The organism is Mesorhizobium sp. Root554, from assembly GCF_001427025.1.
GTDB lineage: Bacteria > Pseudomonadota > Alphaproteobacteria > Rhizobiales > Rhizobiaceae > Mesorhizobium.
This window is the reverse complement of record NZ_LMGA01000001.1, coordinates 2,498,503-2,510,868: the sequence shown is the minus strand read 5'-3', so window position 1 is coordinate 2,510,868 and position 12,366 is coordinate 2,498,503. Positions and strand designations below refer to the sequence as shown.

Sequence of the window (12,366 nt, the reverse complement as noted above, 5' to 3'; positions counted from 1 at the left end):
AAGGCGGGGGACGACCGTCTTTCCTGGAGCATGATTTCGCTCCGCTGGTTCCATTACCCAGGATAAAAAAATGAACTTCTTTTCCCGTTACCTGCCCTTCGTGGCCGCCATGGCGCTTGTCGTGGTGGCGTCCAACGTCCTCGTGCAGTTTCCCGTGCAGGGAACCGTCGGCGGGCTTTCGCTCGCCGACATTTTGACATGGGGCGCCTTTACCTATCCCTTCGCCTTCCTGGTGACCGACCTCGCCAATCGCCGCTACGGGCCCGCGGTGGCGCGCCGGATCGTCTTTGTCGGCTTCATGACGGCTGTCGTGTGTTCGATCGTCATGCCGCCGCTGCTGTTCCGCGCCGGCCTGATCGAATTCCAGACGGCGGCCGACCGGCTGGTGCGCATCGCAGCTGCGTCGGGCGCGGCGTTTCTCACCGCGCAGCTTCTTGACGTGACGGTGTTCAACTGGCTGCGCCGGCAGAGCTGGTGGCGGGCGCCGATCTTCGGCACGCTGGCCGGCTCGGTCGTCGACACCGTGGTGTTCTTCTCGGTGGCTTTTTCCGCCGCCTTCGCCTTTTCCGGCCCGAACGATGCCTTCGCGCTGGAGACCGCGCCGCTGCTGGGTGTGCTGCCGATCGAGACGATGCGCTGGGTGTCCTGGGCGCTCGGCGACCTTTCTGTCAAGCTGATCATCGCCGTCTTCGCGCTGATTCCCTACCGGCTCATCGCCGCCCGCTGGAGCCAGAAGACGGTCGCCGCTTGATCCCCTGGATCCAGCTCGACAGGGCCGAAATGCCCGATGGCGGCGGCGATCTGCGGCTGAAGCGGCGCGGCAGCGAATTCTCCATCATGCTCGGCGCCACCGAACTGATGAACAGCCGGCTGAGCGGCTCCGAGGAGGCGCTTGCCAGCCTGGCGTGCCAGAGGGTCGGCTCACGCAAGCAGGCCAGTTTCCTCATTGGTGGTCTCGGCATGGGTTTTACGCTGCGCGCCGCGCTAACCGGGCTTTCCGCCGATGCGCGCGTTGCGGTGGCCGAACTGGTGCTGGCGGTGGTGTCATGGGCGCGTGGGCCGATGGCGGAAATCTTCGCCGGCTGCCTGGACGATCCGCGTGTTTCGATCATTGAGGCCGACGTCGGCGCTGTGATCGCGCAGGCAAAGGCGAGCTATGACGCTATTCTCCTCGATGTCGACAATGGCCCCGAGGGGCTGACCCGGCGTGCGAACGATCGTCTTTACGACCTTGCCGGGCTGGGCAAGGCGCACGCCGCGCTGACCGGCGGCGGTATTCTCGCCGTCTGGTCCTCGGCGCCCGATGCCGGCTTCACCCGCCGGCTGATCCGCGCCGGCTTTTCGGTCGAAGAGGTCAAGGTGCGCGCCACCGGCAAACGTGGCGCGCGTCATGTCATCTGGCTGGCGACCAAGGGAGGCTGAGAGGCCAAGCGTCACATATTGTTCAGGTGCAATATGTTGCCGTCGGGATCCTTGAACCAGACCATCTTCATCTTGCCGGCGACATGGATGTCGCCCTGCAATTCCATGCCGTCATAGTGTTCGAAGGTGACGCCTTTCGCGGCGAGGTCGGCGACGATGGTGTCGATCTCGTCACCGACGTCCCAGACCACGGCATTGGCCTTGTTGGTACCGGCGTATTCCGAACGATAGACGACGAGCGAGGTGTCGCCGGTGCGGAAAACCACCACTTCACCCATGCTGTCGTCGGTGATCTCGAGGCCGAGCACGTCGCGATAGAACGCTGTCGCGCGGGCGATGTCGGAGACCGCGACGATGGCGGTCGAGGTTTTGTCCTTGAGCATTGTTTTCTCCTTCCGGCTGTTCGGATGCGGAACGTCTCGTGCCGGCAACGGGTTGCCGGTTGAGCCGAAGCATGTCCCAAGGACGTTTGGGCCGGCCCGATGCCGACAGTTGAAACAGAATGTGCAGGAAAAGGGCGTTTGGCCCCGGCTGTTCAATCCTGATGCAGGATGAACTCGAGATAAAGGTTGCGCTGCAGGATCGAATGGTTGTCGTCGGACATCAGCGACACCATCAAGGCTCCGTCGTCGCGGGCCCAGACGTCCATGCCTTCCATATTGTCGATCTGGTAGCTCATGTCGGCTTCCAGCAGCACCGGTCCGTCGGCCACCTTGCCCTTGGCGATGCTGGCGCCATCAATGCGGCGGAGCCGCATCCGCACGCCCGAGGCGATGGAGAAGGAACGTTCCAGCAGCAGCAGGTCGCCGCCCGGCAGGAAGGCGCCGTCGGTGATGTCGAACTCGCCGTTGCGCTTGACGGTGAAGATGCCCTTGCCCGGACCCTCGATGATGGCCGCGAAAATATTGCCGGCCCTGTCGAGGCTCTTTTCCGACACGACGACCAGACTGCCGTTGTGCAGGCTTTCCGGCGTCGAATGGGTGACGGTCTCGAAACCCCGGTTCTGGCGCAGTTCGTTGGCCGGCACGAGGAAATCGAGCTCCCGGAAAGGGGCCTTCATGTCGTTCGGGTCGATCCTGAACTGCGCGATGCGGTGGTTGCGCTCGAAGCCGACCGTGGCGACGCCGTCCCGGACGTCCAGCCCCTCCGCATCGACTTCCCATTTGCGGTCGATGAGCTGGCCATCCTTGCCGACCATCTGCTGCATGGTGAAGTTCGTCACGCCAGACGGACGCTTCCGCGCATCATGGACGATGCTGCCAAAGAACCAGAAACCGGTGTCGGCAACGCCGATGAAATCGCTGCCCGGCTTGAGGAAACGGAAGGCCGACAGTGCGCCCAGATCGCGCGCGGTCGATGTCATCTCCAGTCCGCCGACGAATTCCAGCGGCCCGAACCGGGTATCGTCGTGGCCGATATGGAACTGGGCGATCGGGCGGGCGGCGATTTCGATGGGTTCGACAAAATTGCGTTCGACAGCCTGCGCAGGCAAGCCGAACAGTAGCGCGAAAAGCACCAGAAAAATCGCCATCGAACATCGAACGGATAGAAATCGGGCGGAATTCAGCACAGCCGCCAGTGTGGTCATCCAGCCCGCCTGAAGCCGCCGCGTCGCGTCTCCCGTACGCTTTCCTCGCCGAACAGCGAGGCAAGCTGCTCGGTCATGGCGCCGGCAAGCTCCTCGGCATCGACGATGGTGACGGCGCGGCGATAATAGCGCGTAACATCGTGGCCGATGCCGATGGCCAGCAGTTCGACCGGCGAACGGGTCTCGATCAGGTCGATGACGGCGCGCAGATGCCGCTCCAGGTAGTTGCCGGGGTTTACCGACAGCGTCGAATCATCGACGGGTGCGCCATCCGAGATCATCATCAGGATCTTGCGTTGTTCAGGCTTGCCCATGAGGCGCTGGTGCGCCCACATCAGCGCCTCGCCGTCGATATTCTCCTTCAGCAGGCCCTCGCGCATCATCAGGCCGAGATTGCGGCGGGCGCGTCGCCACGGATGGTCGGCGGACTTATAGATGATATGGCGCAAATCATTCAGCCGGCCCGGATTAGGCGGCTTGCCATCCTTCAGCCACTTCTCGCGCGCCTGTCCGCCCTTCCAGGCGCGGGTGGTGAAGCCAAGGATCTCCACAGAGACGCCGCAGCGCTCCAGCGTGCGCGCCAATATGTCGGCGCAGGTTGCGGCGACCGTGATCGGCCGGCCGCGCATCGAGCCGGAATTGTCGAGCACCAGCGTCACCACCGTGTCACGGAACTTGGTGTCGCGCTCCTGCTTGAACGATAGCGGCTGCATCGGGTCTATGACGACGCGCACCAGCCGCGCCGGATCGAGGTAACCTTCCTCGAGATCGAAATCCCAGGAGCGGTTCTGCTGCGCCATCAAGCGGCGTTGCAGGCGGTTGGCAAGGCGGCCGACGACGCCCTGCAGATTGGAGAGCTGCTTGTCGAGGAAGGCGCGCAGGCGATCCAGCTCCTCCTCGTCGCACAGTTCCTCGGCCCCGACCGTCTCGTCGAAGGCGGTGGTGAAGACCTTGTAGTCGATCTCCTTCGGCAGATTGGCGAAGGGATTGTCGTTGCGCCGGGCCTCGCCCGGCGTCTCGGCATCCGCATCGTCCTCATCGGACAAATCTTCCGAGGATGCGTCGGCGGATTCGGATTCAGCCGTGTCCTGGTCATCGTCCGATGCCTCGGCGTCGTCGGCTTGAGAATCTTCTCCGCCCGAATCGTCCTCGCCGCCTTCCTCACTTTGTTCCTCGCCCTGCGGCTGGTTGTCGTCGTTGTCTTCGCTGTCCTCGGTTTCCTGGTCGTCGCCCAGTTCCTCGGCCATCTCCATCGACGCCAGCATGTCGCGTACGACGCGGGCAAAAGCCTGCTGATCGTCGAGCTTGTCGGCCAGCCCGTCGAGATCGGCGCCGGCCTTGTCCTCGACCCAGGGACGCCACAGATCGACCAGTTGTTCGCCGCTCTTCGGCGGGGGCCGACCGGTCAGCTTCTCGCGCACCATCAGCGCCAGCGCTTCCTCGACGGGTGCGTCTTCCCTGTCGCGGATGTCGACGAGATTGGCCTTGGTGTACTTGTCTTCCAGCATCGAGCCGATGTTGTCGGCGATGCCCGTCATCATGCGCGAGCCGATTGCCTCGACGCGCGCCTGTTCGACGGCGTCATAAACGGCGCGCGCCTGCTTGCCTTCCGGCGCCAGCTTCAGATGGATGCGGGCGTCATGGCAGGCGCGCTTGAGCGCCATGGAATCGCCGAGCCCGCGGGTGACGGCGATATCGGTTCGGGAAGGTTTCTTCGGCAGTTCGGGCAGCCGCGCGCGGCTGCCGGCCAGCGCCGGCCGGTCCTTGGCGAAACCGACCTCCATCTCCTTGTCGCCGGAGATGGCGCGCATGCAGACCGTGAGCGAGCGCTTGAAGCTGTCGGCTTCCTGCCCCGTTTTCGATTTGTTGCGCGTGTTGTCGCCGGCTCCGGCCATGGCGCTCTTGCTATCCCAGCACCACGTTGGCGGCGCTCTCGGGCAGGTCCTCGCCAAAGGCGCGCTGATAGAACTCGGCCACCACCGAACGCTCCAGCTCGTCGCACTTGTTCAGGAAGGTCAGCCGGAAGGCCATGCCGACATCGCCGAAGATCTCGGCGTTCTCGGCCCAGGTGATGACGGTGCGCGGGCTCATCACCGTCGACAGGTCGCCATTGACGAAGGCCGAGCGCGTCATGTCGGCGACGCGCACCATCTTGTTGACGATCTCCTTGCCCTTGGCGTCGCGGTAATGCTTGGCCTTGGCAAGAACGATGGCAACCTCGTTGTCGTGCGGCAGGTAGTTCAGCGTGGTGACGATCGACCAGCGATCCATCTGCGCCTGGTTGATCTGCTGGGTGCCGTGGTAGAGACCGGTGGTGTCGCCGAGGCCGACCGTGTTGGCGGTGGCGAACAGGCGGAAGGCCGGATGCGGGCGAATGACGCGGCTCTGGTCGAGCAGGGTCAGGCGGCCCGATGATTCCAGCACGCGCTGGATGACGAACATCACGTCGGGACGGCCGGCGTCATACTCGTCGAAGCAGAGCGCGACATTGTGCTGGTAGGCCCAGGGCAGGATGCCGTCGCGGAATTCCGTGACCTGCATGCCTTCCTGCACGACGATTGCGTCCTTGCCGACGAGGTCGATACGGCTGACATGGCTGTCGAGGTTGACGCGCACCATCGGCCAGTTCAGCCGGGCGGCTACCTGTTCGATATGGGTCGATTTGCCGGTGCCGTGATAGCCGGAAACCATGACGCGGCGGTTGAAGGCGAACCCGGCGAGGATCGCCATGGTCGTGTGCTTGTCGAACAGATAATCCGGATCGATGTCGGGCACATGCTCGGTCGCCACCGAATAGGCAGGTACGACCATCTTGGAATCGAAGCCGAATTTGTCCTTCACCGACACCGTTGTGTCGGGCAGGTTGGCGATGTCACGTTCGACCTTGTTCATAACGTCTCAACGTCTCCACGGGCGAGGCGATGCGCTTCGCCGGCAATCCACTTTTGTCCGGGGGCGGTCTTAAAACCTTTTCCAACCCGATGATAGTTGGAAAAATGCCTCGGTCCCTATGACCTAGCACAGGCCCGCTTGCTTGAGCACGCGGTAGGCCTGAAGCACGTCGCGGAACCGGTCTTCCGAACCTCTGTCGCCACCGTTGGCGTCGGGATGGTGGCGTTTCACCAGTTCTTTATAGCGCGCCTTGATGTCCTTGCCAGTCGCCTTTACGTCAAGGCCAAGCGTTTCCAGCGCCTTGGCCTCAAGGGGCTTGGCCTTGCGCTCCTTCGGGGCGCTACGGTCCCGCGCCTCGTTGAACAGGTTGAACGGATCGCGCATGCGGTTGTGGTAGCCGGCGCGGCCGGATCGTTGCTGGGCGAAATCGGGGGCCGAGCGCGTGCTGGCGCTGGCGCCCATCTTCCAGGTCGGGCGGTGTCCGGTCATCGCCTCCTTCTGGAAGCGGGCGATCTCATTGTCGGAGACGCCGGAGAAATAGTTGAAGCCCTTGTTGTATTCGCGCACATGGTCGAAGCAGAAGCGGAAATACTCACCTTCCTTCATCCGGCCGACCGGCGCCTTGTGGGTGCCCGGCTCCTTGCAGCCATCCCATTGGCAGACCGGCGCGCGCGACTTCAGCTCCGCGTCCTTCTCGGGACGGATGCGGATTTTCTCGAAATATTTGGGATAGGCCTTCATCGCACCCCATCTATGGGACGTTCGCCGATGCGAAACAAGAATTGACATTTTTGCATTGATCGCCCTAACCGCTGAATCGCGGAGGAATGCGGCGCAAAATCGGTGGCGGAAAATCGGCCGGCGGCGACGCCGTGTATTTGGTGAAGGAAAACGGCAATGTCCATACAAGCGGCAATGGAAAAAAAACTGACAGAGACATTTTCGCCGGAGCGGCTGGCTGTCATCAACGAAAGCCACCTGCACGCCGGGCACCATCATGAGGAATCAGGCCACCACGCCGTCTATGACGGCACCGGCGAAACGCATTTTCGCGTCCGCATCGTCGCGCCCGCCTTTGCCGGCATGAGCCGGCTGGAACGCCATCGCGCCGTCAACGATCTGCTCGCCGGCGAATTGAAGGCCGGGCTGCACGCCCTGGCGATCGAGCCGGCGGCGCCGGGCGAAAAGGTGAGGTGGTGACTAGACTCATCAGATGATCTGCACATGGGGATAGTCGCGGATCAGTTGTTCGCTTGCCATGACGACTGCATTGTCGATGGGAATGAAGCGAACCGAGGGGGCTGACTCGACCGCTGCGATCCAGCTGGACAATTGCAAGCCGAGTGCGATTCGGCCTCGTAAAACCCATCTGAAAATTTCCCATACCGAGATGGACGATACCAGAAACTCGCCCTTCCGAGCCTCATTTCTCCTGCGCTCAGTCCGGAAGATGGGTGAGAGGTGACCATGGCCAATGACCAGGGTCATATCCGCCGTCATGTCGCCTCGACCGGCCTGATCCGCAGTCTGGCGATGCGGTTCTTGTCGCGTTTCATCACCACGAAACGCTTTCCGTGAAAGGTGAAGGCCTGCCGCTCTTCCGGGATCGATTGGGTCTCATGAATGACGAGGCCGGCGATGGTTGTCGCTTCCTCGTCCGGCAGGTTCCAGCCCAAGGCCCTGTTGAGGTCGCGGATCGACACGGCGCCATCGACCACGACCGACCCGTCCGCCTCCTGCTTGACGCCCTGCATGTCGATATCGTGCTCGTCGGCGATGTCGCCGACGATTTCCTCGATGATGTCCTCCAGCGTCACCAGCCCTTCAACCTCGCCGTATTCGTCGACGACGATGGCGAAATGCGCCTTGCGGCGCAGGAAGGCGTTGAGCTGTTCCTGCAGGGTCGTCGTGTCGGGCACGAACCACGGTTTCGCGGCGATCTTCATAACGTCGATCTGCGAAAAATCGTTGCCGACCTCGTTCAGCGCGCGCAGCAAGTCCTTGGCATGAAGAATACCGACAATGTTGTCGAGCGAACCCTTCCACAGCGGCATGCGCGTGTGCGGGCTTTGGAGGATTTCCCGCACCACCGCCTCCGGCGCATCGTCAGCGTTGACCGAGCGCATATTGGTGCGGTGGACCATGACGTCGGACACTTCCAGGTCGGCCAGTTCGAACCAGTCGTCGAGTCGCGCCCTGCCAGGCCCTGTCACCTGGCCATTGGCGCGGTTCTCCTCGCCGCTCTGTGTGTCCTGATGCGATGACGCATTCGGCAACAGGACGTATCCCGCCCTTGCGGCCAGTCTCCTGTGCAGGACAACGGCCAGCAAGCCGAAAGCCGCCAGGATACCGGCGACGAGCCAGCCGGCGGTGGACCAGCCGGCAGCGCTCATGCGGGGTGGCTTTCCTTCAGGAAGGCCAGCACCTCGGAGGCCGGTACGTCCTTGGCGACGAAGGCTTGGCCGACGCCGTGAGTGAGGATGAAGGTGAGGGTGCCGCGGCTGACCTTCTTGTCCTGCGTGATGAAATCGAGCAGTGCTTCCGCACCGGGAAGCTCGCCGGGGATATCGGCCATGCGCCAGGGCAACCCGACTGCCTGCAGGTGCGCCTCGACGCGCGCCGCATCGTCTGGGCTGGCGAGGTTCATGCGGGCCGAAAAGCGGTGCGCCAGCGCCATGCCGATAGCGACGCCTTCGCCATGGACGAGCCGCGCGCCATCATATTGCACGGCCCCTTCCAGGGCGTGTCCGAAGGTATGGCCGAGATTGAGCAGCGCGCGATCACCCAGCTCGAATTCGTCGCGCGCCACCACGTCGGCCTTGGCGCGGCAGGATTGCGCGATCGCCTCGATGCGCGCAGCGCCGCCAGCGAAAACGTCGCGCCAGTTCTTCTCCAGCCATACAAAGAAATCGGGCCGGTCGATGAGGCCGTATTTGGCGACTTCGGCATAGCCGGCGCGGAATTCTCGCAAGGGCAGCGTGTCGAGGACGTCCGTGTCGGCCAGCACCAGCTTCGGCTGGTGGAAGACGCCGACAAGGTTCTTGCCGCGCGGGCTGTTGATCCCTGTCTTGCCGCCGACGGAGGAATCGACCTGCGCCAGCAGCGAGGTTGGCATCTGCACGAAATTCATGCCACGTCGCACAATGCCGGCGGCGAAACCCGCCAGATCGCCGACAACGCCGCCGCCCAGCGCGACCACGCTGTCGCGACGCTCCAGCCGCGCGGCCAGAATGCCATCGACGACATCCTGAAGATGAGCAAAGCTCTTGGTCTTTTCACCCGGCGGCAGCGTGATGACGGTGGAGGCGACGCCGCCTCGATCCAGGCCAGCCTGCAAGGTGGCGAGATGCGCGGTAGCGACATTTTCATCGGTGACGATGGCGGCGCGCGTCCCCGGCAGACGCTGGGCGATTTCCTCTCCGGCACGATCCAGCAGGCCGGGGCCGATGAGGATATCGTAGCCGCGATCCCCCAGTCCGACCTCGACGACGACAGGGGCATCGATGGCCCTGTTTCGAGCGGCATCATTCATGGGTAGCTACTCCGGCATCGGTGACGGGCAGATGGCGTTCAAGCGCTTCGATCACCTCGGCGGCAATGACTTCCTTGCGTTCGTCGCGCGTCGGCACGGTGATGTCGGCATGGGCATAGATCGGGTAGCGGTCCTTCATCAACTGCTCCAGCACGGCGCGCGGATTGTCGCTCTTCAGCAGCGGCCGGTTCTGCTTCTTCGACACCCGCTCCATGAGCAGATCGACATCGGCCTTGAGCCATACCGAGATGCCCTGGGCGGCGATCGCTTCCCGTGTTTGCGCATTCATGAAGGCGCCGCCGCCGGTCGACAGCACCTGCGGTCCGGTCTCCAGCAACCGCAGGATGACGCGCTGCTCGAGAGCGCGGAATTCGGGCTCGCCATAGCGCTCGAACAGTTCCGGAATGGTCATGCGCGATACGGTTTCGATCTCGTGGTCGCTGTCGATGAAGGGCAGCGAAAGCGTTCCCGCGACCTTGCGGCCGATCGCCGTCTTGCCGGCGCCCATCAGGCCCACGAACACGACCGAACGCACGCCCAGCCTTCCAACCAAAGCGGGGCGCTCATCATGCGACTGGTTTGCCGTCTGCGCATTCATTTCGAAATCGACCTTGGGGGCCTCATCGGGGCGTATCGACATGAAAAGACCGTTTGCGTCAAGCGCGGGCCGGCCGTCGCGCCGCGGCATTGCCCTTGAAATGGCGGATTTGGCGTCTCATAACGGGACGGGGTCTGAAAACGAAGACGGGCACATAAAAAGCATGCCGACACTGTTCCGCTTTGTCGTGACGCTCGCAGTTCTGGCCGGCGTCGTCTACGGCGCCATGTTTGCGCTCGTCATGTTCGTGCAGCCGAAGCAGGCGGAACTGACGGTCCGCATTCCGTCCGAAAAGCTCAACCCCAAGCCATGAACAACGCCGCCCGCATCGAAGCTTTCCTCGAAATGATGAGCGCCGAGCGGGGCGCTGCGGAAAACACGCTGGCCAGCTATCGCCGCGACCTCGACGATGCGGCGGGGGAGATCGCCAATCTCGCGAATGCATCGTCCGCCGATCTGCGCGCATATCTCGACAGCATCGCCGCGCGGGGCTTCGCGCCGACCTCGCAGGCGCGCAAACTCTCGGCGCTGCGGCAGTTCTTCAAGTTCCTCTACGCCGAGGGTCTGCGCGCCGACGACCCGACGGGAACGCTGGACAGCCCGCGCAAGGGACGGCCGCTGCCCAAGACCATGGGCGAGGCGGAGACGGGCCGGCTGCTGGACCGGGCAGCGCTGGAAGCTGGCGATCCATCCCAGGGCGCCGGCGACGATTTGTCGGCCCTGCGGCTGCATGCGCTGGTCGAAGTGCTCTATGCGACCGGCCTGCGCGTTTCCGAGCTGGTCGGCCTGCCGGTGACAGTGGCGCAGCGCGACGACCGCTTCTTCATGGTGCGCGGCAAGGGCGACAAGGAACGCATGGTGCCGCTTTCGGCCAAGGCGCGCACCGCGATGAAGGCGTGGCTGGCGGCGCGCAAGCGCGTGCCGGCTTTTTCCAGCAGCACTTTCCTTTTTCCCGCAGCTTCGGACAGCGGCTTCCTGCCCCGGCAGGTGTTCGCCCGCGAACTCAAGGGCCTGGCCGCGCGTGCCGGCATTTCCGCTGCCAAAATCTCCCCACATGTGCTGCGTCACGCCTTTGCCAGCCATCTCTTGCAGAACGGAGCGGACCTGCGGGCAGTGCAGCAACTGCTCGGCCACGCGGACATATCGACGACGCAAATCTATACGCATGTGCTGGAAGAACGGCTCATGCGGCTGGTCAGCGAACATCATCCGCTTGCCGACTAGCCGCACTGCCGCTATGTGAAAGCCACGTTTCTCCGGTCGGAAACGGTTTTTTGACGTTTCCGCAGTCTTTTCATCCGGCGCATCGGTACCCTCACGAATGTACAACTATCTCGATTTCGAAAAGCCGGTCCAAGACCTCGACGGCAAAATCATTGAGCTAAAGAAGCTGGCCGAGAGCGGCGAGGCGGTCGATGTGGCCGACGAGATCGCGCGGCTGGAAAAGCGGTCGCTGGATGCCTTGCGCGATGCCTACAAGGCGCTGACGCCGTGGCAGAAGGTGCAGGTGGCGCGCCATCCCGACAGGCCCCACTGCTTCGATTACATCAAGGGCCTGTTCACCGATTTCACGCCGCTGGCGGGCGACCGCAATTTCGGCGAGGACCAGGCGCTTGTCGGCGGCTTTGCCCGTTTCAGGGGCGAGTCCGTGGCAATCCTCGGCCAGGAAAAAGGCTCGGACACGGCCAGCCGCCTCAAGCACAATTTCGGCTCCGTGCGCCCGGAAGGCTACCGCAAGGCGGTCCGGTTGATGGAACTGGCCGACCGGTACAAGATCCCGCTCATCACCCTGGTGGATACGGCGGGCGCCTATCCGGGCGTCGGCGCCGAGGAGCGCGGTCAGGCGGAAGCCATTGCCCGCTCGACCTCCGCCTGCCTTGGCCTGAAGGTGCCTTCGGTATCGATCATCATCGGCGAGGGCGGCTCGGGTGGCGCCATCGCCATCGCCACCGCCAACCGCGTCTACATGCTGGAGCATGCGATCTATTCGGTAATCTCGCCGGAGGGCGCCGCCTCGATCCTGTGGCGGGATACGACGCGTTCGCGCGACGCCGCGACCAACATGAAGATCACCGCTCAGGACCTGTTCGACCTCAAGATCATCGACGGGATCGTGCCGGAGCCGCTGGGCGGGGCGCATCGGGCACCGGAAAAGGTCATCGCGACGACCCGGGAACTGCTCAACAAGACGATGCAGGAGTTCGCCGGCGCCAACACCGATTTCCGCGAGCAGCGCCGCGAGAAGTATCTCGCCATGGGCAGAAGCCTGTAGAAGGTGCGTCCTTCGAGGCTCGCTTCGCTCGCACCTCAGGAGGAGGGGCGTTATTGCGAGCC

The 12,366-nt window shown here is 63.5% G+C and carries 15 protein-coding genes; 6 read left to right on the top strand and 9 right to left on the bottom strand.

What is annotated here, in order from left to right; genetic code table 11:
- The first annotated feature begins 70 nt into the window (after nt 1–70).
- Nucleotides 71–751: a queuosine precursor transporter gene (locus ASD44_RS12255; protein ID WP_056112244.1), complete on the top strand. Its 681-nt coding sequence runs from the start codon at nt 71–73 to the stop codon at nt 749–751.
- Entirely contained in the window at nt 748–1,422 is a 675-nt protein-coding gene (locus tag ASD44_RS12250) for a hypothetical protein (protein ID WP_056112241.1), read from the top strand. Before ASD44_RS12255 ends, ASD44_RS12250 begins: the two co-directional genes overlap by 4 nt.
- A gap of 11 nt (nt 1,423–1,433) precedes the next feature.
- On the opposite strand, the gene ASD44_RS12245 is transcribed toward ASD44_RS12250, so the two are convergent.
- The 5 genes from ASD44_RS12245 to ASD44_RS12225 all read right to left on the bottom strand — a co-directional run bounded on the left by ASD44_RS12245 (nt 1,434) and on the right by ASD44_RS12225 (nt 6,643).
- Nucleotides 1,434–1,805, bottom strand: a complete 372-nt coding sequence (locus ASD44_RS12245; RefSeq protein WP_056112239.1) for a VOC family protein — start codon at nt 1,803–1,805, stop codon at nt 1,434–1,436.
- A 152-nt stretch (nt 1,806–1,957) separates the two neighbouring features.
- Entirely contained in the window at nt 1,958–2,953 is a 996-nt protein-coding gene (locus ASD44_RS12240) for an esterase-like activity of phytase family protein (RefSeq protein ID WP_156459840.1), read from the bottom strand.
- A 53-nt stretch (nt 2,954–3,006) separates the two neighbouring features.
- Entirely contained in the window at nt 3,007–4,905 is a 1,899-nt protein-coding gene (gene cobT / locus ASD44_RS12235; RefSeq protein WP_056112233.1) for a cobaltochelatase subunit CobT, read from the bottom strand.
- A gap of 10 nt (nt 4,906–4,915) precedes the next feature.
- Entirely contained in the window at nt 4,916–5,902 is a 987-nt protein-coding gene (cobS, locus tag ASD44_RS12230) for a cobaltochelatase subunit CobS (RefSeq protein ID WP_056112231.1), read from the bottom strand.
- Nucleotides 5,903–6,025: 123 nt separating this feature from the next.
- A complete protein-coding gene (locus ASD44_RS12225) occupies nt 6,026–6,643 on the bottom strand; it encodes a J domain-containing protein (RefSeq protein ID WP_056112229.1) in 618 nt (205 codons plus the stop codon).
- Between the two features lie 156 nt (nt 6,644–6,799).
- On the opposite strand from ASD44_RS12225, the gene ASD44_RS12220 reads away from it, so the two are divergent.
- Nucleotides 6,800–7,102 carry a BolA family protein gene (locus ASD44_RS12220; protein ID WP_056112225.1) on the top strand — a complete coding sequence of 101 codons (303 nt, stop codon included), beginning with the start codon at nt 6,800–6,802 and terminating at the stop codon, nt 7,100–7,102.
- Between the two features lie 9 nt (nt 7,103–7,111).
- On the opposite strand, the gene ASD44_RS18875 is transcribed toward ASD44_RS12220, so the two are convergent.
- From ASD44_RS18875 to ASD44_RS12200, 4 genes are all read right to left on the bottom strand, one after another.
- Complete coding sequence (locus tag ASD44_RS18875) at nt 7,112–7,234, bottom strand: hypothetical protein (RefSeq protein ID WP_274533095.1); 123 nt, start codon at nt 7,232–7,234, stop codon at nt 7,112–7,114.
- A 164-nt stretch (nt 7,235–7,398) separates the two neighbouring features.
- Complete coding sequence (locus tag ASD44_RS12210) at nt 7,399–8,295, bottom strand: transporter associated domain-containing protein (RefSeq protein ID WP_056112219.1); 897 nt, start codon at nt 8,293–8,295, stop codon at nt 7,399–7,401.
- Nucleotides 8,292–9,434, bottom strand: coding sequence for a 3-dehydroquinate synthase (aroB, locus tag ASD44_RS12205; RefSeq protein WP_056112216.1), 1,143 nt, complete (start codon nt 9,432–9,434; stop codon nt 8,292–8,294). Before aroB ends, ASD44_RS12210 begins: the two co-directional genes overlap by 4 nt.
- Nucleotides 9,427–10,032 (bottom strand): shikimate kinase, encoded by a 606-nt coding sequence (locus ASD44_RS12200; RefSeq protein ID WP_056116044.1) that lies wholly within the window; start codon nt 10,030–10,032, stop codon nt 9,427–9,429. Before ASD44_RS12200 ends, aroB begins: the two co-directional genes overlap by 8 nt.
- Before the next feature lie 163 nt (nt 10,033–10,195).
- Between ASD44_RS12200 and ASD44_RS12195 the strand changes: the two genes are divergently transcribed.
- The 3 genes from ASD44_RS12195 (at nt 10,196) to ASD44_RS12185 (ending at nt 12,304) form a co-directional block, all read left to right on the top strand.
- Complete coding sequence (locus tag ASD44_RS12195; protein WP_056116042.1) at nt 10,196–10,345, top strand: hypothetical protein; 150 nt, start codon at nt 10,196–10,198, stop codon at nt 10,343–10,345.
- Nucleotides 10,342–11,256, top strand: a complete 915-nt coding sequence (locus ASD44_RS12190; protein ID WP_056112213.1) for a site-specific tyrosine recombinase XerD — start codon at nt 10,342–10,344, stop codon at nt 11,254–11,256. The genes ASD44_RS12195 and ASD44_RS12190 overlap by 4 nt, the downstream gene beginning before the upstream one ends.
- A 97-nt stretch (nt 11,257–11,353) precedes the next feature.
- Entirely contained in the window at nt 11,354–12,304 is a 951-nt protein-coding gene (locus tag ASD44_RS12185) for an acetyl-CoA carboxylase carboxyltransferase subunit alpha (protein ID WP_056112210.1), read from the top strand.
- Nucleotides 12,305–12,366 lie beyond the last annotated feature (62 nt).